This window comes from Micromonospora sp. NPDC006766 (assembly GCF_040636055.1).
Classification (GTDB): domain Bacteria; phylum Actinomycetota; class Actinomycetes; order Mycobacteriales; family Micromonosporaceae; genus Micromonospora.
Genome location: NZ_JBEYIX010000025.1, coordinates 21206 through 44700 on the forward strand (window position 1 = coordinate 21206; position 23495 = coordinate 44700).

Consider the following 23495-nt stretch of genomic DNA (forward strand, 5'->3'; position numbering starts at 1 on the left):
GGCGAACGGACCGGGCCGGAAGTGAAACATCCCATACCGCCGGCCGTTCCGGATCAGTCCGAAAAGCGAGCCGCCGGCCCCGATGTCCGGAACCGGCGGTTTGGCGGTTGGCGTTTGGCGGCCGGGCGGTCAGAAGCCCAGTTTGCGCAGCTGCTTCGGGTCGCGCTGCCAGTCCTTGGCGACCCGGACGTGCAGGTCGAGGTAGATCCGGGTGCCGAGCAGCTCCTCGATCTGCCGGCGGGCGGTGGTGCCGACCTCCTTCATCCGGCTACCCCGGTGACCGATCATGATCGCCTTCTGGCTCGGCCGCTCGACGTACACGTCGGCGTAGATCTTGGTGAGCTGGCCCTCCGGGATCATCTCCTCCACCACCACGGCGATGGAGTGCGGCAGCTCGTCCCGGACGCCTTCGAGGGCCGCCTCGCGAATCAGCTCGGCGACCAGCACCTGCTCCGGGTCGTCGGTGAGCATGTCGTCCGGATAGAGCTGCGGCGACTCCGGCAGGTAGCCGGTCATCACGTCGACCAGGGTGTCCACCTGGTGCCCGGAGACCGCGCTCACCGGCACCACGTCGGCGAAATCGCCGAGCTCACTCACCGCGAGGAGCTGCTCGGCCAGCCGCTTCTTGTCCACCAGGTCGGTCTTGGTGACCACCGCCAGCACGGTCGCCTTGAGGCTGGCGAGCTCGCCAGTGATGAACCGGTCGCCTCGGCCGATCGGCTCGTTCGCCGGGATGCAGAGGCCGATCACGTCGACCTCGCTCCACGTCTCCCGCACCAGGTCGTTCAGCCGCTCGCCGAGCAGCGTACGAGGCCGGTGCAGGCCCGGGGTGTCGACCAGGACGAGCTGCGACTCCGGCCGGTGCAGCACGGCCCGGATGACGTGCCGGGTGGTCTGTGGCTTGTTCGAGGTGATCGCGATCTTGGTGCCGACGATCGCGTTGGTCAGCGTCGACTTGCCGGCGTTGGGCCGCCCGACGAAGCAGGCGAAACCCGCACGATAGGGACGCTGCTCCACGTCACTCACTGGATCACCGTGCCGAGAACGGTGCCGTCCGGGGCGGCCACGTGGATCGGCGCGTCAGCGGAAAGGTCCCGGACCGCGGCATGCCCGGCGCCGTCCAGCGTCGAGGCCTCGGTCACCACCACGGCCGCCTCCAGCCGACCGGCCCCGGCGGCGACCGCCGAGGCGACCGCGAGCTGAAGCGCGGTCAGCGTCAGCGACGGCAGCGCGACGCTGGCCGCCGCGTACGTCCGTCCGTCCTGGTCCCGGACCGCCGCCCCCTCCACGGCACCGACCCGGCCGCGCGCGCCCCGGGCCAGGACGACCAGCTTGCCGTCCTCGGCGCTCAGCGTGGCGGGGTCGGACGGGGTGGGCCGGGCGGCCGGCACGGCAGGTGACTCAGGCATCGGCGGGTTGCCTCTCCTCGGAACGGTTCTGATTGCCGCGGGACTCGGCGTGCTCGCCGCGCCCCGCGCTGTCGGATGCGTCGCTCGGCGCGGCCCGGCTCACCAGCAGGGTGTCGATCCGGTTACGCCGGCCGGTGGTGCCCTCGGCGATCAGTCGGAGCCCGGCCACCTCGGCCTCGGCGCCGGGAATCGGCACCCGGCCGAGCGCCTGCGCGAGCAGGCCGCCAACCGTCTCCACCTCGTCGGTGGGCAGCTCGGTGTCGAACAGCTCGCCCAGGTCCTCCACCGGCAGCCGGGCGGTTACCCGCACGGCCCCGTCCGCCAGGCGTTCGACCGGCGGGCGTTCGACATCGTACTCGTCGGTGATCTCACCGACGATTTCCTCCAGGATGTCCTCGATGGTGACCAGACCACCGGTGCCGCCGTACTCGTCCACGACGATGACCAGGTGGTTGCGGGCCGCCTGCATCTCGGAGAGCAGGTCGTCAACCGGCTTGGACTCGGGCACGAAGGTCGCCGGGCGCATCAACTCCGCCACCGGAAGCTGGGTGGTCTGCTGGTCCCCGCCCTGGGTGTGCCGGATCAGATCCTTGAGGTAGAGCACGCCGAGCACGTCGTCCACGCTGTCGCCGATCACCGGGATCCGGGAGAAGCCGGAGCGCAGAAAGAGCACCAGCGCCTGGGCGAGGGTCTTGTGCTCCTCGATCCACACCATCTCCGTGCGCGGCACCATCACCTCGCGGGCGATGGTGTCGCCGAGCGCGAAGACCGAGTGGATCATCTGGCGTTCGCCGTGCTCGACGACGCCACGCTGCTCGGCCAGGTCGACCAGCTCGCGCAGCTCCACCTGGGTGGCGAACGGCCCTTCCCGGAAGCCACGCCCCGGGGTGACCGCGTTGCCGATCAGGATCAGCAGCGAGGCGAGCGGGTTCAGCGCCCGACCCAGCCAGCGCACCAGCGGGGCGACCGCGCGGCCCACCGGGTACGCGTGCTGCCGGCCGAGGGTACGCGGGGCGACACCGACCACCACGAAGCTGACCACGGTCATCGCCCCGGCGGTGACCAGGGCGGCCCGCCAGCCGGCGCCGAACGTGTCCACCGCCACCAGCGCCACCAGCGTGGTGGCGGTCAGCTCGGCCAGCAGCCGGAGCAGGAGCAACAGGTTAAGGTGGCGCACCACGTCCCCGGCGACCGATTGGAGGGTACGTGCGCCGCGCGCCCCGTCCCGGGCCAGTTCGGCGGCCCGGGCCGGGGAGACCGCGGCGAGCGCCGCCTCGGTCATCGCGATGAGGCCGGCGAACACCACCAGCGCCGCCGCGAGAGCGATGAGCTGCAGGTCGGGCAGATTGGCAGGGTCGCTGCCGGCCGCCAGGGTGGTCATCATTTCGACCGGGTCGACCGCCAACTGGCCAGCAGTCGGGCCTGAAGACCGAACATCTCCCGTTCCTCCTCCGGCTCGGCGTGGTCGTAGCCGAGCAGATGCAGCACCCCGTGCACGGTGAGCAGGTGCAGCTCGTCGGCGGATGAGTGACCGGCGGTAGCCGCCTGCTTGGCCGCCACCTCGGGGCAGAGCACGATGTCGCCGAGCAGCGCCGGTTCACCGCCGGCCGGGGAGTTCTCCCCCGGCCCGTGGTCGACGCTGCCCTCGTCCATGGGGAAGGCGAGCACGTCGGTCGGGCCGTCGCCGCCCATCCAGCGGTGGTTCAGCTCGGACATGTAGTCGATGTCGACGAGCAGGACGGAAAGCTCGGCGAGCGGGTTGACCCCCATCTCGTCGAGGGCGTGCCGGGCGACGGCAAGCACGGCGTCGGTGTCGACCGCGACACCGGACTCGTTGGCGATCTCGATGGACAACTGTCTTCCTCTGGTGAATTAGCGGCGCCGGCCGGCCCGGCCGCCCTGGGCGGTCCGCCCGGGTACGGCGTGCACGCTCTGCGCCTGCTGGTTCTCCCGCTCGGCATCCCAGCGGGCGTACGCGTCGACGATCTCGCCCACCAGCGTGTGGCGGACCACGTCGGAGCTGGAAAGCTGGGCGAAGTGCACGTCCTCGACGTCACTCAGGATCTCCCGGACCACCCGCAGGCCACTGGTCGTGCCGCCGGGAAGGTCCACCTGGGTGACGTCACCGGTGACCACGATCTTGGAACCGAAGCCGAGCCGGGTGAGGAACATCTTCATCTGCTCGGGCGTGGTGTTCTGCGCCTCGTCCAGAATGATGAACGCGTCGTTCAACGTCCTTCCCCGCATGTACGCCAGCGGCGCCACCTCGATCGTGCCGGCCGCCATCAGCTTCGGGATGGACTCCGGGTCGAGCATGTCGTGCAGCGCGTCGTACAGCGGGCGCAGGTAGGGGTCGATCTTCTCGTTCAGGGTGCCGGGCAGGAAGCCCAGCCGCTCCCCCGCCTCGACCGCCGGCCGAGTGAGGATGATCCGGTTGACCTGCTTGGCCTGCAGCGCCTGGACGGCCTTCGCCATGGCCAGGTAGGTCTTGCCGGTGCCGGCGGGGCCGATCCCGAAGACGATGGTGTGCGCGTCGATCGCGTCGACGTAGCGCTTCTGCCCGAGCGTCTTGGGACGGATGGTGCGGCCGCGCCGGGAGAGGATGTTGAGCGTCAGGACCTCGGCGGGCCGCTCGGTGCTGCCCTGCTCGAGCATTCCGACGGTACGCCGGACGGCGTCAGTGGTCAGGGTCTCGCCTTTCTCGATGAGTTCGAGCAACTCGCTGAAGAGCCGCTCGGCGAGGGCGTTGTCCGCCGGGGCACCCGTGATGGTGATCTCGTTGCCCCGCACGTGGACGTCACTGTTGACCGAGCGTTCGACGAGCCGCAGGATCTCGTCGCCCGCGCCGAGCAGGTTCACCATGATCTTCTGGTCGGGGACCGTGATCCTGGTCTGCACCCGGGGCGGGCCGGGAGGTGGGGTGCCGGTCATAGGTCGGGCCGTCGGGCCCTACGCCACCTGCTTCCGATCTCGGCGCCGGGCCCTGCTGGCGCGGCGTACGGTTCCACCCATCGTATCTGTTCAACGGCGGACGCACCTTGGCCATTTCCGCCGGTAGGAGATCAACTACCGGCGCGGAAGTCGTACCCGTCGAAGGTCTCCTGGTGCCGGGTGAAGCGGTAGGTGGCCCAGTGCATCCGGACCACCGCGCCGCGCTCGTCGCGGGTCAACCGGAGCAGCTCACCCGCCTCGCGGCCGGCGATGGTACGGAACACGTCCGGCCGGTCCGACACGGGCGCGAACACCGCCGGCGGCTTGCCGGCCGGATCGTCGGCCCCGCGGGCGCGCAGCGTCCCGTCGTGCCAGAAGAAGACGCACTCGAAGCCCTCGCCCCACCAGCGGCCCAGCATCCCGCGCAGCGACTCCGGAGCGGGCGGACCGGGGCGCCACGGCTCGATGTCGGCCGGATCATGCTCGGCGGCGGCGGCGAGCAGCCGGTGTGGCAGGTCTAGCACCTCCACGCCGGTGCCGGAGGAGCCGAGCACCGCGCAGCCCATCGCGCCCGCGGTGCCGTCCCCGCCCCGCCGGCCGTAGACGGCGGCCAGGAAACCGGGCATCGCCCCGTCGTGCCCCACGTGCATCACCCGCCCCGGCTGTGGCACCAGGATCAGGCCCAACCCGAAGCCGGCCGCCCAGAGCGTCTCGTCGGTGGTGGTGAGCGGCCAGCGCATCTCGTCGAGGGTCGCCGGGGCGAGGACCGCGCCGGCCGGGTCCAGCGCGGCCGGATCGGCCAGGAAGGCCGCCCAGCGCGCCATGTCCGGCGCGGTGCTCCACAGCTGCGCGGCCGGGGCCACCCCACCGAAGTCGGTCGGCGGCTCCGGCCGCGCCTCGTCGGAGTACGCGTCAACCAGGAACCCGGTCGCCGCCCGACCGCCCGGGGTGAGGCCGGTGGCGGCCAACCCGAGCGGCGCGAGCACCCGCTCGGCCAGCACCTCCGCCCAGGTGCCGCCCCGCAGCCGGGCCACCAGCTCGCCGAGCAGGGCCATCCCGAGGTTGGAGTAGTGGTAGCGGCGGCCGGTCGGCAGCACCCGCTCCACTCGGTCCAGGTCGGCGATCAGCTCGGCCGCGCCGGGTGCCCGCAGCGTGTCCCAGACGTCGCCGTGCGGCTCGCGCTGCAGGCCCGCGGTGTGCGACAGCAGCCGGCGTACGGTCAGCCCGCCGTGAGCCGGCAGGTCGAGGTGCCGCCCGATCGGGTCGTCCAGGTCGAGCAGCCCGTCGTCCCGGCACTGCAACACCAGCACGGAGGTGAAGGTCTTGGTGACCGAGCCGATCCGGAACACCGTGTCGGGGTCGAGCGGGGTGTCGTTGCCGGTCCCGCCGACCGCGCAGGTCCAGAGCGGCCGGTCGGCCCGGTGCAGGGCGACCGAGACCGCCGGGATCCGACCCTGGGCCTGCGCCTGCCGCACCATCCGGTCGAGCCGGTCATGCACCGTGATCATGCGGGCAGTCTAGGTGCGGCGTTAGCGGCAGAGCATCGGACCGAGCGGCGCGCCGCCGAACACGTGCGCGTGCACGTGGAAGACCTCCTGGCCGGCGTACGCCCCGGTGTTGAACATCAGCCGGAAGCCGTCGGCGAGCAGCCCCTCCTCCTCGGCCACCGTGGCGGCCGTGGCGAGCACCTCGCCGGCCAGCCCCGGGTCACCCTGGGCGAGGGTGGCCACGTCCGCGTAGTGCTCCTTCGGGATCACCAGCACGTGCGTGGGCGCCTGGGGGTTGATGTCCCGGAAGGCGAGGGTGGTGGCGGTCTCCCGCACGATGGTGGCCGGGATCTCCCCGACGACGATCCGGCAGAACAGGCAGTCGCTTCCCATTCAGGCAGTGTAAGGAAGGGCCCCCTGTTAACGCCTACGGCATAGCAAGGGCCCCTTGTTAACAACCCGGCTGGGTGCGGCACGATGGCGCGCATGACAGGACGGGCGGTACTGGTGACAGGAGCCTCGCGCGGCATCGGGCGCGCGGTGGCGCGGGTGTTCGCGGCGGGCGGGGATCGGGTGGCGATCCACCATCGGGATTCGGCGGAGTTGGCCGAACAGCTGCGCGAGGAGCTACCCGGCGACGGGCACGTGGTGGTCCGCGCCGACCTGACCGACCCGGACGCGGTACGCACGATGGTCGACGAGGCGGCGGAACGGCTGGGCGGGCTGGACGTGTTGGTCAACAACGCTGGCGTTTACGGCCCACGGGACCTGCCGCACCCGGTCTTCGGCAACACCTACGGGCAGTGGCAGGAGCAATGGCGGCTGGTCCTGGAGACCAACCTGACCGGCGCCGCCAACGTCACCTGGTGCGCCGCCCAGCACATGCGCGAGCGGGGCGGCCGAATCGTGAACGTGTCGTCCCGGGGCGCCTTTCGCGGCGAGCCGGAGCAGCCGGCGTACGGGGCGAGCAAGGCCGGGTTGAACGCGCTCGGCCAGTCGCTCGCGCTGGCCCTGGCCCCGTACGGCATCGCGGTGGCGACGGTCGCGCCGGGCTTCGTGGAGACCGACATGACCACCACGCACCTCAGCGGCGAGCGCGGCGACGCGATCCGCGCCCAGTCCCCGTTCGGCCGGGTCGCCCGCCCCGACGAGATCGCCGCCGCCGTGCACTGGCTGGCCAGCCCCGAGGCCGAGTGGGCCTCCGGCACCATCCTCGACCTCAACGGCGCCTCCCACCTCCGCACCTGACCCCACCCCGCCCCGCCCCGCCCCGCCCCGCCCCACCCCGCCCCGCCCCGGCGATCATGGAGTTGTGGTGCCCAATTCGAGCCTTTCACGGCCTTTGCGAGGGACCACATTTCCATGATCGGCCAGGCAAGGGGGGCGGGGGCGGGGGTTACCAGCGGGGTAGGCGGGTGGCTAGGACTGTGAGGGCGGCTACGCCGGCTGTGGAGGTGCGCAGGACCGAGGGGCCGAGACGGACGGGGCGGGCGCCGGCCTCGCGGAAGGCGGACAGTTCGGGCGGGGCAATGCCACCCTCCGGGCCGACCACCAGCACGATCTCGCCGGTCTCCGGCAGCTCGGCGGTGGTCAGCCGCTCCTCGGCTTCCTCGTGCAGCACGAACGCGGCGGCCGCCCCGGCGATCCGCCGGGCCACGGTCGCGGTGGACTCGTCGGGCGTGCCGGCCACCACCGGCAGCCAGGCCCGGCGGGCCTGCTTGGCGGCCTCCCGGGCGGTGGCCGCCCACTTCTCCCGGGCCCGTACGCCCCGGTCGCCACGCCACTGCGTGACCGAGCGGGACGCCGCCCACGGGACGATCTCGTCCACCCCGACCTCGGTCATCGCCTGCACGGCCAGCTCGCCCCGATCGCCCTTGGCGATGCCCTGCACCACAACGAGCCGGGGGACGGACGCGTCGACGTACCCCCGGGAGGTGATCATCAGGTCGAGGGTGCCCCGGCCGACGGCGGTGACCACCCCGCCGGCGGTGCCGCCCCGCCCGTCGGCGAGCAGCAACTCCTCGCCGACGCGCAGCCGCTGCACGGTGGCGGCGTGATGCCCCTCCGGCCCGTCGAGGGTCAGCGTGTCACCGGTGGGCAGCGCCTCGACCAGGAACAGCGGCGCGGACACGCTAGGCGTGCCCGTTGAAGGCGTCGCGCATCCGGGAGAAGAAGCCGCCCTGCTTGGTGAGCTCGGCGACCTCCTCGCCCCGGGTCTTGGCGAACTCGCGCAGCATCCGCTCCTGCTCGGCGTCGAGCTTGGTCGGGGTGCGGACGTCGAGGTGGACGTAGAGGTCGCCCCGGCCGGTGCCGCGCAGGTGCGGCACGCCCCGGGCGCGCAGCCGCAGCGTGCTGCCCGGCTGGGTGCCCGGCTTGACATCGACCGGTTCCTCGCTGTCCAGGGTCTTGATGGTCAGCCGGGTGCCGAGCGCGGCGGCGGTCATCGGCACGGTGACTCGGCAGTGCAGATCGTCGCCCTTGCGGGAGTAGACGTCGTGCGGCCGCTCGTGGATCTCCACGTAGAGGTCGCCGGCCGTCCCGCCGCCCGGGCCGACCTCGCCCTGCTGGGCCAGCCGGATCCGCATGCCGTCCTCGACACCGGCCGGGATCTTGACGGTGAGTGAGCGGCGGGTCCGGACCCGGCCGTCACCGGCACAGGTCGGGCAGGGGTTCGGGATGGTGGTGCCGTGGCCCTGGCAGACCGTGCACGGCCGGGCGGAGACCACCTGGCCGAGGAAGGTCCGCTGCACCGACTGCACCTCGCCCCGCCCACCGCACGCCTCGCAGGTCGCGAGGTGGGTGCCGGCCGCGGTCCCGGCACCGGAACAGGTGGTGCAGAGCACGGCGGTGTCGACCGTGATCGGGGCTTCGACGCCGAACGCGGTCTCGTTGAGGTCCAGCTCCAGCCGCAGGATCGCGTCAGCGCCCGGCCGGGTACGCGGACGGGGGCCGCGCGAACCGCCGGCAGCCCCGCCGAAGAACGCGTCCATGATGTCCTGGAACCCGACGAACGGGCCGGCGCCGCCCGGGCCTCCCGGACCGGCGCCCCCGCCCCCCGGAGCCAGCGGGTCGCCGCCCAGGTCGACGATCTGCCGTTTCCGATCGTCCGAGAGGACCTCGTACGCGGCGTTGATGTCCTTGAACTTCTCCTGTGCCTCCGGATCCGGATTGACATCCGGGTGGAACTGCCGCGCCAGCTTGCGGTAGGCGCGCTTGATCTCGTCGTCGGAGGCGTCCCGGCTGACGCCGAGAATGCCGTAGTAGTCCCTGGCCACTGCGTTCGGTGTCCTCATGTTCGTCTCGCGTTGCGCCGGTCGCCGGCCTCCTGCCGGCCGCCGCCCCTGACTGGTCAGTTCTGGGCCAGCAGCTCGCCCACGTAGCGTGCCACGGCTCGCACCGTGGCGATGGTGCCGGGGTAGTCCATCCGGGTCGGCCCGACCACACCCAGGCCGCCGACGATGGTGCGACCCGGGCCGTACCCGGTGCTGACCACCGAGGCGGCGCGCAGGTTGTCGATCTCGTTCTCGTCGCCGATCAGCACCCGGGTGGTGCTCGGCTCGGCCTCGCCGATGAGCTTGAGGAGCACGACCTCCTCCTCGAGCGCCTCGAGGATGGGCCGCAGTGAGCCCTGGAAATCCAGCAGGCCACCTCGGGTGAGGTTGGCCGTGCCGGCCAGCGCGAGCCGCTCCTCGTGCCGCTCGACCAGCGTCTCCAGCAGCACGCTGGAGAGCGTGGCCATGGCCGGGCGCAGGTGCGGCGAGGACTCGTCCACCAGGGCCTGGACCAGCGGCGGGGTGTCCGACAGCCGGCTGCCAACCAGCTTGTCGTTGGCCAGCCGACGCAGGTCGGTGACGTCGTCGGCCGACAGTGGGCCGGGCAGCTCGACCAGCCGCTGCTCGACCCGACCGGTGTCGGCGATCATGACCACCATCAGCCGGGTGGTGGAGATCGGCACCAGCTCCAGGTGGCGCACCTTGGAACGGGCCAGGCTGGGGTACTGCACCACGGCGACCTGCCGGGTGAGCTGGGCCAGCAGCCGGACCGTGCGGTGCACCACGTCGTCCAGATCGACCGCGCCGACCAGGAACCGCTCGATGGCCCGGCGCTCGGCCGGGCTGAGCGGCTTGACCCGCGAGAGCCGGTCGACGAAGAGCCGATAGCCGCGGTCGGTGGGCACCCGGCCGGCGCTGGTGTGCGGCTGCCGGATGTAGCCCTCGTCCTCCAGGACGGCCATGTCGTTGCGTACGGTGGCCGGGGAGACGCCCAACTGGTGGCGCTCCACCAGCGCCTTGCTGCCGACCGGCTCCTGGGTGGCGACGTAGTCCTCGACAATCGCGCGGAGCACGGCGAGCTTGCGGTCGTCGAGACCCATCTCCCCACCTCCTGACGCACCTCGGCCCGCCGGCGCCCGGCACCGCCTGGTGGTCGATCAGGCGGCACGCGGTGCCGGTCGAGCATCTGGCACTCGACTGTAGCGAGTGCCAGTCTACGTCGGCACACCCACCGACGCGATGATCAGCGACGGACCTCCGGTGCGGTCCACCGCACACTCCGGGAGAGCCAAACAGCCGGACTTCCGGGGCGGTGTCGCTCTGGCGCGTCGTTGCGAACGGGACCTACCGTGACGTCCATGACTGAACCACCTCGCTTTCCCGGAGCGGGGGACCCCGGCGCCCAGCCGCCGGGCGACACCCCGCAGTCGGCACCATACGGCTCCTCGCCGGCCAACGAGCCCCCCACCGCACCAATGTCCGGGGGCCCGAGCGGTCCCGGCTATCCCCCACCCGGTGGCTATCCGCCGCCGGGCGGCTACCCCCCGCCGGGCGGCTACCCCCCGCCGGGCGGCGGCTACGGCAACAACGAGGACAAGACCTGGGCGCTGATCGCGCACTTCGGCGGCGCCGCTGGCGCACTGATCAGCTTCGGCCCGCTGGGCTTCGTCGCCCCGCTGATCGCCTTCCTGGTCCGCGGCCCGCAGTCCCCCACCGCCCGGGCCCACGCCCTCGCCGCGCTGAACTTCCAGCTCCTCTGGTCGATCATCGCGTTCGTGCTGCTCTTCGTGAGCTGGTGCCTGCTCTTCCTGCCCAGCATCGCGGTCGTGGTGATCCAGATCCTGTTCGGGATCATCGCCGGCATGAAGGCCAACGAGGGCCAGCCCTACCGCTACCCGATGTCCGCCAGCTTCATCAAGTGACCGTGACCCGGCCGTCCCTCCGGTCGGCCGGGTCCGTCATCGCTCAGGGCAGCAGGTCGCGCACCACCGCGTCGGCCAGCAACCGGCCGCGCAGGGTGAGCACGGCCCGGCCGGCCGCGTACCCGTCGGCGGTCAGCAGACCGTCGGCCAGTGCCCGCTGCGCGCCGGCCCGACCCGCCGCGTCCAGCACGCCCAGCGACAGGCCGTCGGCGAGCCGCAGCCGCAGCATCACGTCCTCCATGTGCGCCTCGTCGGGGGTGAGCACCTCCCGGGCCAGGCCGGGTGACTTCCCCGCGGCCAGGCGTCCGGCGTACGCGGTGGGGTGCTTGACGTTCCACCAGCGCACCCCGCCGACGTGGCTGTGTGCCCCCGGGCCGAGGCCCCACCAGTCACCGCCGCGCCAGTAGAGCAGGTTGTGCCGGCAGCGGGCCGCCTCGGAGCGGGCCCAGTTGGAGACCTCATACCAGGAGAAGCCGGCCGCGTCCAGGGCGGCCTCCGCGGCCAGGTAACGGTCCGCCGCGACGTCGTCGCTCGGGTACGCCAGCTCTCCGCGACGCATCCGCGCGGCCAGCCGGGTGCCCTCCTCCACGATCAGGGCGTACGCGCTGACGTGGTCCACGCCCGCCGCCACCACCTGGTCCAGCGAGGCGGCGAAGTCCTCCGCGTGCTCCCCCGGCGTGCCGTAGATCAGGTCCAGGTTCACGTGGTCGAACCCGGCGTCCCGCGCCTCTTCGGCGGCGGCCACGGCCCGACCGGCGCTGTGCTGCCGGTCCAGGATCGCCAGCACCCCGGGCGCGGCGGACTGCATGCCCAGCGAGATCCGGGTGTAGCCGGCCGCCCGCAGCGCCTTGAGCGACCCGGGGTTTACCGACTCGGGGTTGGCCTCGGTGGTCACCTCGGCGTCGGCGGCCAGCCCCCAGGTGCGGTCGATGCCGTCCAGGATCCGGGCCAGGTCGTCGGCGGGGAGCAGGGTGGGCGTACCGCCACCCACGAAAACGGTGTCCACCCGGGGCGGCGGGGTGTCGCCCAGCGCCCGGGCGGCGAGCGCCAGCTCGGCCAGCACGGTCTCGGCGTACGACTCGCGGCTGGCTCCGCCGCCGAGCTCCGCCGACGTGTAGGTGTTGAAGTCGCAGTAGCCGCAGCGGCTGGCGCAGAACGGGACGTGCACATACACCCCGAAGCCGCGCGCGCCGACGGCAGACAGGGCGGCAGGGGGCAGCGACCCGTCGACCGGGACGGGCTCGCCTTCTGGAAGAGCGCCAGGCATGGCCACTAGTGTGCCCGGCATGACCTCTCCGGACGCTCTCGTGCGGGTCGCCACGGCCCGTGGGGTGACCACCCTCACCCTGGACAGCCCGCACAACCGCAACGCGCTCTCCACCCCGCTGATGACCGAGCTGCTGGCCGGGCTGGCCGCCGCGGTCGCCGACGACGCCGTCCGGGCGATCGTGCTGGGCCACACCGGCCCGGTCTTCTGCTCCGGGGCCGACCTGAAGGAGACCGCCGCCGCGTACGCCAGCGGGACGGTGCCGGCGGGAATGCTGGGCGAGGTGCTGGCGGCGGTGCGGGAGTGCCCCAAGCCGGTGCTGGCGCAGGTGGCCGGGCCGGCCCGGGCGGGCGGGCTGGGCCTGATCGCCGCAGCCGACCTGGCGGTCTGCGCCGAGGAGGCGACGTTCGCGTTCACCGAGGTCCGGATCGGGGTGATCCCGGCGGTGATCTCCGCGACCGTGCTGCCCCGGCTGCACTCCCGGGCCGCCGCCGAGCTGTACCTGACCGGCGACACCTTCGACGGCCGGCGGGCCGCCGAGATCGGCCTGGTCACCGCCGCCGTGCCGGCGGCCGAGCTGGACGAGGCGGTGGCACGCTACTGCGCCTCGCTGGTGCGGGGCGCGCCGAAGGCCCTCGCCGGCGCCAAGGAGCTGCTGCGCCGGCCGGCCGCCACCGACCTGCGGGCGGAGATCGCCGAGTTGGGTGCCCTCTCCACCGGGTACTTCCTCTCCGACGAGGGCCGGGAGGGCGTGGCCGCGTTCCGCGAAAAACGACTCGCTCGATGGGTGGCCGCTCTGGACGGTGGTCCGGGAGAGGACGCGAGCTAGGACCGAACGACCGGGTCGGGCGGGCGCGAGCTAGGGCGGACGGCCGGCCCCGGACCGTGCGTCGGGGGACGTACGCTGGTCGGACCGTCGGGACAGGGGGTGCGCGTGCGGATTCGAGTTGCCATCGTGGCGGCAGGTGTGGTGGTGGCGGTCGTCGCCCTGCTCGGCGTCTGGTTCGTCACCAAGCAGTTCGGGCAGCACCTCCGGTTCACGATGGCCAGCCGCACCTGCACGGTGCAGGCCGACGGCGAGGTCGTGCTGAGTGCCGAACAAATGGCCAACGCGGCCACCATCGCGGCGATCGGCGTACAGCGGCGGATGCCCGAGCGGGCCGTGGTGGTGGCGCTGGCCACCGCGTACCAGGAGTCGCACCTGCGCAACATCGCGCACGGCGACCGGGACTCGCTGGGCCTGTTCCAGCAGCGCCCGAGCCAGGGTTGGGGCACCCCCGAACAGGTCCAGGACCCGCGCTACGCGGCGAACCAGTTCTACGCCGCGCTGAAGAAGGTCAAGGGCTGGGAGAAGATGCGGGTCACCGAGGCGGCCCAGCGGGTGCAACGGTCGGCCTTCCCCGAGGCGTACGAGAAGTGGGCGGACGAGTCCGAGGTGCTCACCCGAGCGCTGCTCGGTCACGCCACCGGCGCGGTGGCCTGCACGGTCGGCTCGACGCCCTCGATGCGCGGCCCGGCCGCGGCGGCCGCTCTGGTCGAGAGCCTCGCCCTGGACTGGGGCCTGCACGACCTCACCACGCCGACCGAACTCACCGGCTTCACCGTCCCGGCGACCAACAGCCGCAACGGCTGGCGGTACGCGCACTGGCTGGTCTCGCACGCCGACGACCACGGCGTGAAGCGGGTCCGCTTCGCTGACCTGGAGTGGACCGCCAAGCACGGCACCTGGGACCGGGTACGCGACGGCCAGGCGGCCTCGACCCAGGTGCTGGCGGAGGTCTTCGCCGACGCCTGACCGGGGCCGGGACGGGGTGGTGTCGCTCGACCAGACCCCCCAGTCGCTCGACCAGACCCCCATCCGCGGCTCGGCCGGATCCGCGGCCGGACCCGGGCCTGCGCCAGGGCCGTCCACGGAGGCGACAGCACCCGGTCAGGAGCGGGCGACGCCGAGCCGGCGACGAACCTTGTCCCGGATCGGCTCGGGCAGTTCCGGCACGTCGAGCAGCCGGGGCAGCAGCTCGGGCTCCAACGTGGTCGCCCGGAACACCTCGCCGATGGTCACCCCGTGCGCCGGCCGGTCCACCACCTCGACCGGGTCGCCCGCGCCGGCCTCGCCCTCCCGCAGCACCCGCAGGTACGCCCCGGGCGCGGCCCGGACGGTGAACCGCCGGATCAGATCGGGCACGCCCCAGAAGCCGGCGAACGTGGTGCACGGGGTGCGTGGCTTGGTCACCTCGAGCAGGGCGGAGCCAACCGCCCACCGCTCCCCGACGACAGCCCCGGTGACATCCACCGCGTACGTGGTGAGGTTTTCGCCGAACGCGCCTGGTCGGATGGCCCGACCCAGTTCGATGGCCCACCAGCCGGCGTCCTCCTCGGCGTAGGCGTACACCGCCTGGTCAGGGCCACCGTGGTGGGCGCGCTCCCCGATGAAGTCGCCGGTCACCCCGGCGAACCGGATCGACACCGGGCGGTCGACCGGGCGCTTGTCGATCCCGCTGCGGCCGCTCGCGTCGCCCGCCCACTCCGCCTCGGTCACCACGCCGATGTTCACCGCCGTCAGCCTGCCCGTCATGCAGTGAGCGTACGGGTGCCGCCGCCCTCGCCGGAACCGCGTTAACAGGGGGCCCGTGCTCTACCGCAGGCGTTAACAAGGGGCCCCTCCTTACCCCAGCGGGGCGCCCGACCTCGATGGCCGGACGCCCCGCTGTGGGCGCTTCGGGGGTCAGTAGCGCGAGACGCTGCGCCGGCCACCCACCCCGGCCACAATGGCCACGGCGATGGCGGCCAGCACGATCTGCAGCAGCAGCTCACGCCAGTCGATGCCAGCGGTGTCGGCGAAGCCTCCGGCCCGGGCGAGCACGGTGCCGAGCAACGCGGCGCCCACACCGATCACCATGTGCAGCCAAACTGGCATGCTCTGGCGCCCCGGAACGACCAGGCGACCCAGAGCGCCGATGATCAGACCGACGATCAGTGCGGAGATGATGCCCGTGATGGTCATGGTCGTCTCCTCCCAAGAAGTTACCCACATCCTGTGTGGTTCCTGTCGTGACCGGTAAGTTCCCGGGTCGCGGAAAACCCAAACCGACGGGTACGCGAAACGGCCGGCGCCCCACGCGTGACCCGGGGTACGGGTCCCGTGGCGGGGCGCCGGCCGTGCGTCGGCGGACCGGTGCGGCTACTTTTTGCCGGCGGGCTTGCCGTCACCCGAGTCGGAGGAGAGCGCGGCGATGAAGGCCTCCTGGGGAACCTCCACCCGGCCCACCATCTTCATCCGCTTCTTGCCTTCCTTCTGCTTCTCCAACAGCTTGCGCTTACGGCTGATGTCACCGCCGTAGCACTTGGCGAGCACGTCCTTGCGAATGGCACGGATCGTCTCCCGGGCGATCACCCGGTTGCCGATGGCGGCCTGGATGGGCACCTCGAACTGCTGGCGCGGGATCAGGGTGCGCAGCTTCGCCGCGATCGTGGTGCCGTAGGCGTACGCCTTGTCCTTGTGCACGATGGCGCTGAACGCGTCCACCGGCTCGCCGTGCAGCAGGATGTCCACCTTGACCAGGTCCGACGACTGCTCGCCGGAGGGCTCGTAGTCCAGCGAGGCGTACCCCTTGGTGCGGCTCTTGAGCTGGTCGAAGAAGTCGAAGATGATCTCGGCCAGCGGCAGGGTGTAGCGCAGCTCCACCCGGTCGGCGGAGAGGTAGTCCATGCCGAGCAGGCTGCCCCGGCGGCCCTGGCACAGCTCCATCACCGCGCCGACGTAGTCGTTCGGGGTCAGCACGGTGGCCCGCACGGTCGGCTCGTACACCTCGGCGATCTTGCCGGTCGGGTACTCGCTCGGGTTGGTGACCACGACCTCCTCGCCGTCCTCCTGGATGGCCCGGTAGACCACGTTCGGGGCGGTGGAGATGAGGTCGAGGTTGAACTCCCGCTCCAGCCGCTCCCGGATGATCTCCAGGTGCAGCAGGCCGAGGAAGCCACAGCGGAAGCCGAAGCCGAGCGCGCCCGAGGTCTCCGGCTCGTAGGTCAGCGCGGCGTCGTTGAGCTTGAGCTTGTCCAGCGCCTCACGGAGGTTGGGGTAGTCCGAGCCGTCGATCGGGTAGAGGCCCGAGTAGACCATCGGCTTCGGGTCCTTGTAGCCACCGAGCGCCTCGGTCGCCGGCCGGGTGTTGATGGTGACCGTGTCACCCACCCGGGACTGCCGGACGTCCTTCACGCCGGTGATCAGGTAGCCCACCTCGCCGACGCCGAGCGCGTCGGACTTCACCATCTCCGGCGAGATGACGCCGATCTCCAGCAGCTCGTGCACGGCGCCGGTGGACATCATCTTGATCCGGTCGCGGGCCTCGATCTTGCCGTCGACCACGCGGACGTAGGTGACGACACCTCGGTACACGTCGTACACCGAGTCGAAGATCATCGCGCGGGCCGGGGCCTCGGCCGCTCCGACCGGCGGCACGAACTGCCGGACGATCTCGTCCAGCAGATGCGACACGCCCTCACCGGTCTTGCCGGAGACCTTGATGCAGTCCGCCGGGTCGCCGCCGATCAGATGGGCAAGCTCCTCGGCGTACTTCTCCGGCTGGGCGGCCGGCAGATCGATCTTGTTGAGCACCGGGATGACGTGCAGGTCGTTCTCGAGCGCCAGGTAGAGGTTGGCCAGGGTCTGCGCCTCGATGCCCTGCGCGGCGTCGACCAGCAGGATCGCGCCCTCGCACGCCGCGAGGGACCGGGACACCTCGTAGGTGAAGTCGACGTGACCCGGTGTGTCGATCATGTTGAGCACGGCGGCCTCGCCGGCCCGGTCGCCGTCCCGGATCGTCCACGGCATGCGTACGGCCTGGCTCTTGATGGTGATGCCGCGCTCGCGCTCGATGTCCATCCGGTCGAGGTACTGGGCGCGCATCTGCCGGGGGTCGACCACGCCGGTGAGCTGCAGCATCCGGTCGGCCAGGGTCGACTTCCCGTGGTCGATGTGGGCGATGATGCAGAAGTTCCTGATGCGCGCCGGGTCGGTGGCTCCAGGAGCGTTCGCGCCGGGATCGAGCGTCGGTGGCACAGCGGTCCGTTCTGGTCGGCTGACGTGAGCGGGCCGGCACGACGCCGGCCCCCTCTATGCTCCCACGTCGCTCGGGATGCCGGTCCTCCCCGGTCACTCCTGCGGCGGCTCGGCGAACAGGGCGGCGAGCCGGGGCAACCGCCGCCGCGCCTCCGCCTCGTCGTCGAAGTCCCAGAAGTCGTTGAGGTCGGGCACGGGAACCCGGTCCCGGTCCGCCGACAACTCGGCCGCGGTCGCCCTTCGGTGCGCCTCCCAGGGCACCGCCAGCATGCTCTCGCACTCGAACTCCTCGCCGCTGAGCGCCGCGGCCCGGACCTGCGGCAACTCGGCGAGGGAATCCGGATCGGCGACCGCCCGGGCGAAGACCGCCCGGCCCTGGGTCATCAGCCAGCCCCGGAAGTGTTCGAAGCCGTCGTCCGAGGCGCCCCCGTTGATCAGGTACGCCGCACCCCACAGGTCAACCCGGTAGGACGCGGCGAGCACTCGCCGCTGGTGGTGGGCGTACCCGACGATCTCCGCCGGGTCCCGCTCGGCGAGCAGGGCGACCGCGCGGGCGGCGACCGCGTCGGCCGCCGTGCCGGCCCCGGCCCGGGCCTGGTCGATCAGCTGCCAGAAGTCGTCGGTCCTCATGGCTGGTCAGTCTGGCAGAGGCCGTTTTGGCTCGTCCCGGCCGACCTGGTAACCTGACTTTTCGCGCGACGATGACGCATGCTCGTCGTGCGCGAAAGCAGACCAACCCGAGCTATCAAGACGAGGCTGTCGCGTGGCGAACATCAAGTCCCAGATCAAGCGCAACCGGCAGAACGAGAAGCGCCGGCTGCGTAACAAGTCGGTCAAGTCGTCGCTGAAGACCGCCATCCGGAAGTTCCACGAGGCTGCCGAGGCGGGCGACGCCGAGCTGGCCACCACCCTGATGCGGGACGCCTCCCGCAAGCTGGACAAGGCTGCCAGCAAGGGTGTCATCCACGCCAACCAGGCGGCCAACCGGAAGTCGGCGATCGCCCAGCGCGTCGCCTCGTTCTCGGCCTGACGAGCGTCTCAGACCTGACCGGAAGCCCCGGGGGAGGATCCCGGGGCTTCCGGCTGTCGGCCTTTTCGGGTCGTTCTCTGGGCCAGGCCCGTTTCCGGGCCGTGCCCCCGAGGCAGCAACCTCTCCTAGCGATATGAATCTGAGACATACTTATGACTCAGAGTCATATCGCTTCTGGCGTGTGCGTCTTCCGCCAACCGTCGACGGCATGCGGGCCCGCCCGACCACCGGCTCCATCTGCCGCCGGAACCGGTCCCGCTCCTGCTCCGGCACCTGCGCTGCGGTACGGATCACCACCTCGGCGACCAGGTCGTTGAGCTTCACCATCGCCGCCACCACGGCCGGCAGCACCGGCACCGCCCACCAGCTGACCAACTCGGCGAGGGCGAGCAGCACGGCGAGCGCCACCGCCCCCTCGAAGAAGAGGAAGCAGAGCACCCCGCCCGGGTTGACGAAGCGCAGCCCGAGCACCCGGGCGTAGAGCGGGCGGTATCGCTCCCCGCCGGTCGGGACGGTCACCCAGGGCCGGGGGGTTCGGGTCACCGCGCCCCGCCCTGCCGGGCTGCGGCGACGGCGAACACCGCCCGCTCCAGCGCGTACGCCCGGTCGTCGGCGCCTCCCTTGACGGCGGCGTTGCACTCGGCGGCCACCCGCATCGCCTCGACCAGAGCCTCCGGGCTCCAGCCCCGGCACTGCCGCTGGGCCCGCTCGATCTTCCACGCCGGCATACCCAGGCTGCTGGCCAGCTGATACGGGCTACCCCGCCCGGCGGAGGCAACCCGGGCCACCGTACGCACGCCGTCGGCGAGCGCGTCGGCGATCGGCACCGGGTCGACGCCGACGTGCAGCGCCCAGCGCAGCGCCTCCAGTGCGGCGGGGACGTCGCCAACCATCGTGGCGTCGGCGACGGCGAAACCGGTCACCTCGACTCGGCCACGGTAGTAGCGAGCCACAGTGTCCGCCCCGATCCGTCCGTCGGTGTCGGCGACGAGCTGCGAGCTGGCGGCAGCCAGCTCCCGCAGATCGGTGCCGACCGCGGCGATCAGGGCCTCGGCGGCGTCCTCGGTGCACTTGCCCCCGCTACGGCGGATCTCGTCCCGCACGAAGGCGACCCGATCCCGGTGCCCCTTGAGCTTCGCCGCCGGCACCACCGTCGCGCCCGCCGCGCGCAGCCCGTCGGCGAACGCCTTGCCCTTCGCACCGCCGAGGTGCAGCACCACCAACTGCACGTCGGGGTCCGGGTTCTTCGCGTACGCCAGCAGCGCGGCGACCAGGTCCTTGCGAGCGTCCTGGCCGGACCGGAGCACGAGCACCCGATGCCCGCCGAACAGCGAGGGGCTGAGCATCTCGGCGATCTCCCCCACCGTCAGCGAAGCCGCCTGGTAGTCGCGGACGTCCACCTCCGGATCGACGCTGCGGGCCCGGGCTACGGCTTCGGTGACCGCGCGCGTGGCGAGCAGTTCCTCGTCGCCGAGAACGAGCAGAATAGGGGGCAGGCTGGCCGGGGTCACGTCGCCCATACTCGCACGGCCTTCGGCCGGATCGTGCCTGCTCATCGGTGACTGTGACGCCACAGCCCGCACTCAGCGCAAATCCAGACATTTGAGTCGATCCACCGAATATCCCAGCAAGATGCCTCGAATCCCGTATCTGCTTCACGTCCTACCGCTCCGGACCAACACCTCGCGCGACCACCGCGAGCCCGCGCCCGTCCCGTACCACCGCCAGGTCCCCGCCCGTGTCGGTCCGCAGCACCCGGGCACCGGCACCGGACAGGCGGGCCAGCATCCCCGGGTTGGGATGCCCGTAGCCGTTGTCGACCCCCACCGAGACCAGCGCCACGGCGGGATGAACCGCCGCCACGAACTCCGGATCCTGATAGGCCGAACCGTGGTGAGCGACCTTCAGCACATCGGCTCGAAACGCGTCGGGTGGAGCATGCTCCAGCATTGCCCGCTGCTCCTCGGTCTCGGCATCGCCGGACAGCAGGATCCGCACCCCGGCCACGCTGGCGGCCAGCACCAGGGAGTTGTTGTTGGGGTCGGACCGGGTGCCCCGCAACGGGTAGGGCGGGCCGACGACGACCAACTCCACGTCCCCGGCCCGCCAGCGCCAGCCCACCGGCGGGGTGACCACTCCGGCCGAGCCGGCCCGTGCGGCGAGGCCCACCTGGAATGACCCGTAGGTCGGTTCCGGCCACTGCGGGGTCAGCACCTCCGCCACCCGGCGGCCCCGGAACACCCCGGCGATCCCGGCCACGTGGTCGGCGTGGAAGTGGCTGACGACCAGCAGCGGTATCTCACGTACGCCGAGCCGGCGCAGACATCCGTCCACCACGGCCGGGTCAGGTCCGGCGTCGACGACCACCGCCTGACCGGCACCGACCGGCAGCACCAGCGCGTCCCCCTGCCCGACCGCGCAGGCGACCACCACCCAGGCCGGCGGCGGCCAGCCGCTCGCCAACAACCGGACGGGCAGCGTGCCGAGGAGCGCCGCGGCGGCGGATACCGCGACGAGCCGCCGGAGCACCTGCCGCCGGGCGGCGAGCAGCAGCGCCACAGTGACCCCGGCCAGCAGCAGGGCACCGGTCACCCCGCTCGGCCAGGGCAGGGTCCCGGCCGGCAGCGCTGCCCCGTACCGGGCCACGATCACCAACCACCAGGCCGGCCAGCTCGCCAACCAGGCGGCGAACTCCGCGCCGGCCGGCCAGACCGGCGAGACGACGGCGGCGGTCACACCGAGCACGGTGGCGGGCGCGATGGCCGGCACCACCAGCAGATTCGCCGGCACCGCGACCAGGCTCACCGTCCCCGAGATGCCGGCGATCACGGGCCCACAGGCGACCTGTGCGGCCGCCGGCACCGCCAGTGCCTCGGCCAACCCGGGCGGGACGCCCCGGCGGCGCAGGGCGTCCCGCCAGCCCGGGGCGAGCAGCAACAGCCCGGCGGTGGCCAGCACGGAGAGGGCGAAGCCGACATCCCGGGCGAGCTGCGGGTCGACCAGCACCAGCACGGTTACCGCGGCGCAGAGCGCGGGCAGCGCGGCCCGGGGCCGGCCGGCGGCGAGCGCGGCCAGCCCGATCGCACCCATGGTGGCGGCCCGGAGCACGCTCGCCTCCGGCCGGACCAGGACGACGAACCCGATCAGGGCCAGCCCGCAGAGCACGACGGCCACGCCGGGACCTGTTCGGGCCCACCGGGCCAGCAACAGCACCGCGCCGACGATGATCGCGACGTTCGAACCGGAAACGGCATTCAGGTGCGTCATTCCGGTGACCCGGAAGTCCTCCTCGACGGCGGGCGCCAACCGGCTGGTGTCCCCGACAACCAGCCCGGGCAGCAGACCGCCCTGTTCGTCGGGGAGCGGTTCGCAGGCCCGCTGGAGGCCGGCCCGGAGCGCGCCGGCAGCCCGCTGGAGCCACGGCGGTGGCCCCTGTGGCACGGGCGGACCGGTCGCGGTGAGCACCGCCGCAGTCAGGTCCCCACCGCGAGGAGCGGCCAGCCGCCCCTCGGCGGTCAGCCGCTGGCCGGGAAGCAACCCGCGCCATGCCGGATCGGTGGCCAGCACCAGCACTCGGGCCGGCGCGGCCACCGGCCGGCCGTTCCTGGGGGTGAATCGGACGAGGTCGGCCCGCACGAGCAGGGTGGCCGGCCGGCCGGCGGCGCCCCGGATCGGTCGTGGGTCGTTCCGGACGACCAGCTCGGCGCTGACCACGGCCCGCGCGTCCACCAGCTCCCGGATCGGGGCCGCGTCCCGGACGGCGAGCCGAGCGGCGGTCGCGGCCGCCCCGCAGACCAAACCGAGCAGCACGGCGACGGCGATCCAGCCGTATCGGCGGGCCGGGGCGGCGGGGCGGCCGAGAACGCCGAGGAGATGCGCACCGGCGAGCAGGGCGAAGCCGGCCGCGACGGCGGCCAACACGCCGGCTGCCGCCGCGGTGAGGTGCAGTGCGGCCAGGGCTGCGAGCCAGGCGGCCACGGCCAGCCCGGCCAACCGTAGGTCGAGGTCCGCCGGACCGCTGGCCGGGCCGGACGCGTCAGTGGCGGTCTGCCCGGTCACACCGTCACCAGGTCCTTGAGCTGTTCGTAGCGGGTGTCGCCGATACCCGAGACCTGGCGCAGGTCGGACACCGACCGGAAGAGCCCGTGCTGTTCGCGATGGGTGATGATCCGCTGGGCGAGCACCGGACCGACCCCGGGCAGGGTCTTGAGCTGGTCCGCAGTGGCGGTGTTGAGGTTGACCAGCCCGCCCGGTGCCGCGCCGTCGACCGCCGGCCCCACCGCCGCGCCCGGCTGCCCGGCGGCGGCGGGGGGCGCGGTGACGCCGACCAGGATCAGTTCCCCGTCGGCCAGCTTGCGGGCCGGGTTGAGCAGGGCGACGTCCACCCCGGGCAGTGCGCCGCCGGCCGCCTCGACGGCGTCGCCGACCCGGGCGCCGGCTGGCAGCCGGACCAGCCCGGGACGGCGTACCTTGCCGGCGACCGCGACCACCACCTCGCCGCTCGCCCCGGGCGGTGCGGCCGGGGACGGCTGCGCCTCGTCCGGTGCGGCGACCGTCGACACCGGCCGCACCGGCTCGGCCTGAGGCCGGGACCGCCAGGCCCAGAACCCGGCGACCAGCACCACGACGGCGGCGACGACCGCGAGGGCTCGGACCCCTCGCCGTCCGGGGTCGAAGGCACCCGGACCGGGCAACCGGGAGAGCCGGCCCGGGCGCGACACCTCCTGCTCGGGCTCGTCGCCGAGGGCTGCCTCGGCGAGCCCGGCCGCAAGCGGCATCGGCACGTCTGCTTCCACCAGCGGCGAGCGCGGCGCCGGCCCGCCTCCGGGCGACACGGTCGCGTCGGACTTCCCCGGCGCGGAACGCGGTCCCGCGTCGCGCTGGGGCGCTGCCGGGGCCAGATCAAAGGTCGGCCAGGCCGGCTCGTGGCGCGAGCTCGGCTCGCTGAGCAGGGACAGCCGCCGCCGCACCACGCTCTCCTCGTCGTTCGACACGACGCGAGGCTAGGCCCGGACAGGGGTCATTTCAGGTCCGGATGAGGCCTCTGTGGACAGAGAGCTGCCCTGTGGACAAGCGCCTGATCATGCACACGGTGTGCTAGGCGAGGCGATGACCCCG

The 23495-nt window shown here is 72.6% G+C and carries 24 protein-coding genes; 5 read left to right on the plus strand and 19 right to left on the minus strand.

Annotated features, from left to right (window positions below; all coding sequences use genetic code 11):
• Nucleotides 1–129: 129 nt before the first annotated feature.
• The 7 genes from era to ABZ671_RS20400 form a co-directional block, all read right to left on the minus strand.
• On the minus strand, nt 130–1026 hold the full coding sequence (gene era / locus ABZ671_RS20370; RefSeq protein ID WP_357860134.1) for a GTPase Era: 897 nt from the start codon (nt 1024–1026) through the stop codon (nt 130–132).
• The gene (locus ABZ671_RS20375) at nt 1023–1409 is read right to left on the minus strand and encodes a cytidine deaminase (protein WP_357860137.1); all 387 of its coding nucleotides are present in this window, start codon (nt 1407–1409) and stop codon (nt 1023–1025) included. Before ABZ671_RS20375 ends, era begins: the two co-directional genes overlap by 4 nt.
• Nucleotides 1402–2814 carry a hemolysin family protein gene (locus ABZ671_RS20380; RefSeq protein WP_357860140.1) on the minus strand — a complete coding sequence of 471 codons (1413 nt, stop codon included), beginning with the start codon at nt 2812–2814 and terminating at the stop codon, nt 1402–1404. Before ABZ671_RS20380 ends, ABZ671_RS20375 begins: the two co-directional genes overlap by 8 nt.
• Nucleotides 2790–3263 carry an rRNA maturation RNase YbeY gene (gene ybeY, locus ABZ671_RS20385; RefSeq protein ID WP_357860143.1) on the minus strand — a complete coding sequence of 158 codons (474 nt, stop codon included), beginning with the start codon at nt 3261–3263 and terminating at the stop codon, nt 2790–2792. The genes ABZ671_RS20380 and ybeY overlap by 25 nt, the downstream gene beginning before the upstream one ends.
• Nucleotides 3264–3281: 18 nt before the next feature.
• Nucleotides 3282–4340: a PhoH family protein gene (locus ABZ671_RS20390; protein WP_357860147.1), complete on the minus strand. Its 1059-nt coding sequence runs from the start codon at nt 4338–4340 to the stop codon at nt 3282–3284.
• 131 nt (nt 4341–4471) lie between these two features.
• Nucleotides 4472–5848 (minus strand): serine hydrolase domain-containing protein, encoded by a 1377-nt coding sequence (locus ABZ671_RS20395; RefSeq protein WP_357860149.1) that lies wholly within the window; start codon nt 5846–5848, stop codon nt 4472–4474.
• 21 nt (nt 5849–5869) lie between these two features.
• Nucleotides 5870–6220, minus strand: coding sequence for a histidine triad nucleotide-binding protein (locus ABZ671_RS20400; protein ID WP_357860152.1), 351 nt, complete (start codon nt 6218–6220; stop codon nt 5870–5872).
• Between the two features lie 93 nt (nt 6221–6313).
• Here ABZ671_RS20400 and ABZ671_RS20405 point away from each other — a divergent pair, with 93 nt between their 5' ends.
• Nucleotides 6314–7075 (plus strand): SDR family oxidoreductase, encoded by a 762-nt coding sequence (locus tag ABZ671_RS20405; protein ID WP_357860155.1) that lies wholly within the window; start codon nt 6314–6316, stop codon nt 7073–7075.
• A 148-nt stretch (nt 7076–7223) separates the two neighbouring features.
• On the opposite strand, the gene ABZ671_RS20410 is transcribed toward ABZ671_RS20405, so the two are convergent.
• From ABZ671_RS20410 to hrcA, 3 genes are all read right to left on the minus strand, one after another.
• Nucleotides 7224–7958, minus strand: coding sequence for a 16S rRNA (uracil(1498)-N(3))-methyltransferase (locus ABZ671_RS20410; RefSeq protein WP_357860158.1), 735 nt, complete (start codon nt 7956–7958; stop codon nt 7224–7226).
• A 1-nt stretch (nt 7959) separates the two neighbouring features.
• Nucleotides 7960–9102 (minus strand): molecular chaperone DnaJ, encoded by a 1143-nt coding sequence (gene dnaJ, locus ABZ671_RS20415; protein WP_357860292.1) that lies wholly within the window; start codon nt 9100–9102, stop codon nt 7960–7962.
• Between the two features lie 74 nt (nt 9103–9176).
• Nucleotides 9177–10199: a heat-inducible transcriptional repressor HrcA gene (hrcA, locus tag ABZ671_RS20420; RefSeq protein ID WP_357860161.1), complete on the minus strand. Its 1023-nt coding sequence runs from the start codon at nt 10197–10199 to the stop codon at nt 9177–9179.
• A gap of 258 nt (nt 10200–10457) precedes the next feature.
• Here hrcA and ABZ671_RS20425 point away from each other — a divergent pair, with 258 nt between their 5' ends.
• A complete protein-coding gene (locus ABZ671_RS20425; RefSeq protein WP_357860164.1) occupies nt 10458–11021 on the plus strand; it encodes a DUF4870 domain-containing protein in 564 nt (187 codons plus the stop codon).
• Between the two features lie 43 nt (nt 11022–11064).
• On the opposite strand, the gene hemW is transcribed toward ABZ671_RS20425, so the two are convergent.
• Nucleotides 11065–12288, minus strand: coding sequence for a radical SAM family heme chaperone HemW (gene hemW, locus ABZ671_RS20430; RefSeq protein WP_357860167.1), 1224 nt, complete (start codon nt 12286–12288; stop codon nt 11065–11067).
• Between the two features lie 19 nt (nt 12289–12307).
• On the opposite strand from hemW, the gene ABZ671_RS20435 reads away from it, so the two are divergent.
• Together ABZ671_RS20435 and ABZ671_RS20440 are read left to right on the plus strand one after the other, a co-directional pair.
• On the plus strand, nt 12308–13117 hold the full coding sequence (locus ABZ671_RS20435) for an enoyl-CoA hydratase-related protein (protein ID WP_357860170.1): 810 nt from the start codon (nt 12308–12310) through the stop codon (nt 13115–13117).
• A 99-nt stretch (nt 13118–13216) separates the two neighbouring features.
• Nucleotides 13217–14083 carry a hypothetical protein gene (locus ABZ671_RS20440; protein ID WP_357860173.1) on the plus strand — a complete coding sequence of 289 codons (867 nt, stop codon included), beginning with the start codon at nt 13217–13219 and terminating at the stop codon, nt 14081–14083.
• A 135-nt stretch (nt 14084–14218) separates the two neighbouring features.
• Here the strand turns inward: ABZ671_RS20440 and ABZ671_RS20445 are convergent, their stop codons facing one another.
• The 4 genes from ABZ671_RS20445 to ABZ671_RS20460 form a co-directional block, all read right to left on the minus strand.
• Nucleotides 14219–14863 carry an MOSC domain-containing protein gene (locus ABZ671_RS20445; protein ID WP_357860176.1) on the minus strand — a complete coding sequence of 215 codons (645 nt, stop codon included), beginning with the start codon at nt 14861–14863 and terminating at the stop codon, nt 14219–14221.
• Nucleotides 14864–15013: 150 nt separating this feature from the next.
• Nucleotides 15014–15292 carry a GlsB/YeaQ/YmgE family stress response membrane protein gene (locus tag ABZ671_RS20450; protein ID WP_357860179.1) on the minus strand — a complete coding sequence of 93 codons (279 nt, stop codon included), beginning with the start codon at nt 15290–15292 and terminating at the stop codon, nt 15014–15016.
• A gap of 177 nt (nt 15293–15469) precedes the next feature.
• Nucleotides 15470–17347, minus strand: coding sequence for a translation elongation factor 4 (gene lepA, locus ABZ671_RS20455; RefSeq protein WP_357860182.1), 1878 nt, complete (start codon nt 17345–17347; stop codon nt 15470–15472).
• A 93-nt stretch (nt 17348–17440) separates the two neighbouring features.
• The gene (locus tag ABZ671_RS20460) at nt 17441–17977 is read right to left on the minus strand and encodes a DUF4240 domain-containing protein (RefSeq protein ID WP_357860185.1); all 537 of its coding nucleotides are present in this window, start codon (nt 17975–17977) and stop codon (nt 17441–17443) included.
• Nucleotides 17978–18110: 133 nt separating this feature from the next.
• Between ABZ671_RS20460 and rpsT the strand changes: the two genes are divergently transcribed.
• On the plus strand, nt 18111–18377 hold the full coding sequence (rpsT, locus tag ABZ671_RS20465) for a 30S ribosomal protein S20 (protein ID WP_357860188.1): 267 nt from the start codon (nt 18111–18113) through the stop codon (nt 18375–18377).
• A 150-nt stretch (nt 18378–18527) separates the two neighbouring features.
• On the opposite strand, the gene ABZ671_RS20470 is transcribed toward rpsT, so the two are convergent.
• The 4 genes from ABZ671_RS20470 to ABZ671_RS20485 form a co-directional block, all read right to left on the minus strand.
• On the minus strand, nt 18528–18896 hold the full coding sequence (locus tag ABZ671_RS20470) for a hypothetical protein (protein WP_357860295.1): 369 nt from the start codon (nt 18894–18896) through the stop codon (nt 18528–18530).
• A 20-nt stretch (nt 18897–18916) separates the two neighbouring features.
• The gene (gene holA / locus ABZ671_RS20475) at nt 18917–19897 is read right to left on the minus strand and encodes a DNA polymerase III subunit delta (protein ID WP_357860298.1); all 981 of its coding nucleotides are present in this window, start codon (nt 19895–19897) and stop codon (nt 18917–18919) included.
• Nucleotides 19898–20039: 142 nt separating this feature from the next.
• Nucleotides 20040–22436: a ComEC/Rec2 family competence protein gene (locus ABZ671_RS20480; RefSeq protein ID WP_357860191.1), complete on the minus strand. Its 2397-nt coding sequence runs from the start codon at nt 22434–22436 to the stop codon at nt 20040–20042.
• Nucleotides 22433–23371, minus strand: a complete 939-nt coding sequence (locus ABZ671_RS20485; protein ID WP_357860194.1) for a helix-hairpin-helix domain-containing protein — start codon at nt 23369–23371, stop codon at nt 22433–22435. The genes ABZ671_RS20480 and ABZ671_RS20485 overlap by 4 nt, the downstream gene beginning before the upstream one ends.
• Nucleotides 23372–23495: the final 124 nt, after the last annotated feature.

Excerpts from the sequence above, each read along its gene's own strand:
- ABZ671_RS20375 (WP_357860137.1), bottom strand. The coding sequence starts at position 1,409 with ATGCCTGAGTCACCTGCCGTGCCGGCCGCCCGGCCCACCCCGTCCGAC.
- ABZ671_RS20390 (WP_357860147.1), bottom strand. The coding sequence starts at position 4,340 with ATGACCGGCACCCCACCTCCCGGCCCGCCCCGGGTGCAGACCAGGATC.
- ABZ671_RS20395 (WP_357860149.1), bottom strand. The coding sequence starts at position 5,848 with ATGATCACGGTGCATGACCGGCTCGACCGGATGGTGCGGCAGGCGCAG.
- ABZ671_RS20400 (WP_357860152.1), bottom strand. The coding sequence starts at position 6,220 with ATGGGAAGCGACTGCCTGTTCTGCCGGATCGTCGTCGGGGAGATCCCG.
- ABZ671_RS20405 (WP_357860155.1), top strand. The coding sequence starts at position 6,314 with ATGACAGGACGGGCGGTACTGGTGACAGGAGCCTCGCGCGGCATCGGG.
- hrcA (WP_357860161.1), bottom strand. The coding sequence starts at position 10,199 with ATGGGTCTCGACGACCGCAAGCTCGCCGTGCTCCGCGCGATTGTCGAG.
- ABZ671_RS20425 (WP_357860164.1), top strand. The coding sequence starts at position 10,458 with ATGACTGAACCACCTCGCTTTCCCGGAGCGGGGGACCCCGGCGCCCAG.
- hemW (WP_357860167.1), bottom strand. The coding sequence starts at position 12,288 with ATGCCTGGCGCTCTTCCAGAAGGCGAGCCCGTCCCGGTCGACGGGTCG.
- ABZ671_RS20435 (WP_357860170.1), top strand. The coding sequence starts at position 12,308 with ATGACCTCTCCGGACGCTCTCGTGCGGGTCGCCACGGCCCGTGGGGTG.
- ABZ671_RS20445 (WP_357860176.1), bottom strand. The coding sequence starts at position 14,863 with ATGACGGGCAGGCTGACGGCGGTGAACATCGGCGTGGTGACCGAGGCG.
- ABZ671_RS20450 (WP_357860179.1), bottom strand. The coding sequence starts at position 15,292 with ATGACCATCACGGGCATCATCTCCGCACTGATCGTCGGTCTGATCATC.
- ABZ671_RS20460 (WP_357860185.1), bottom strand. The coding sequence starts at position 17,977 with ATGAGGACCGACGACTTCTGGCAGCTGATCGACCAGGCCCGGGCCGGG.
- holA (WP_357860298.1), bottom strand. The coding sequence starts at position 19,897 with ATGGGCGACGTGACCCCGGCCAGCCTGCCCCCTATTCTGCTCGTTCTC.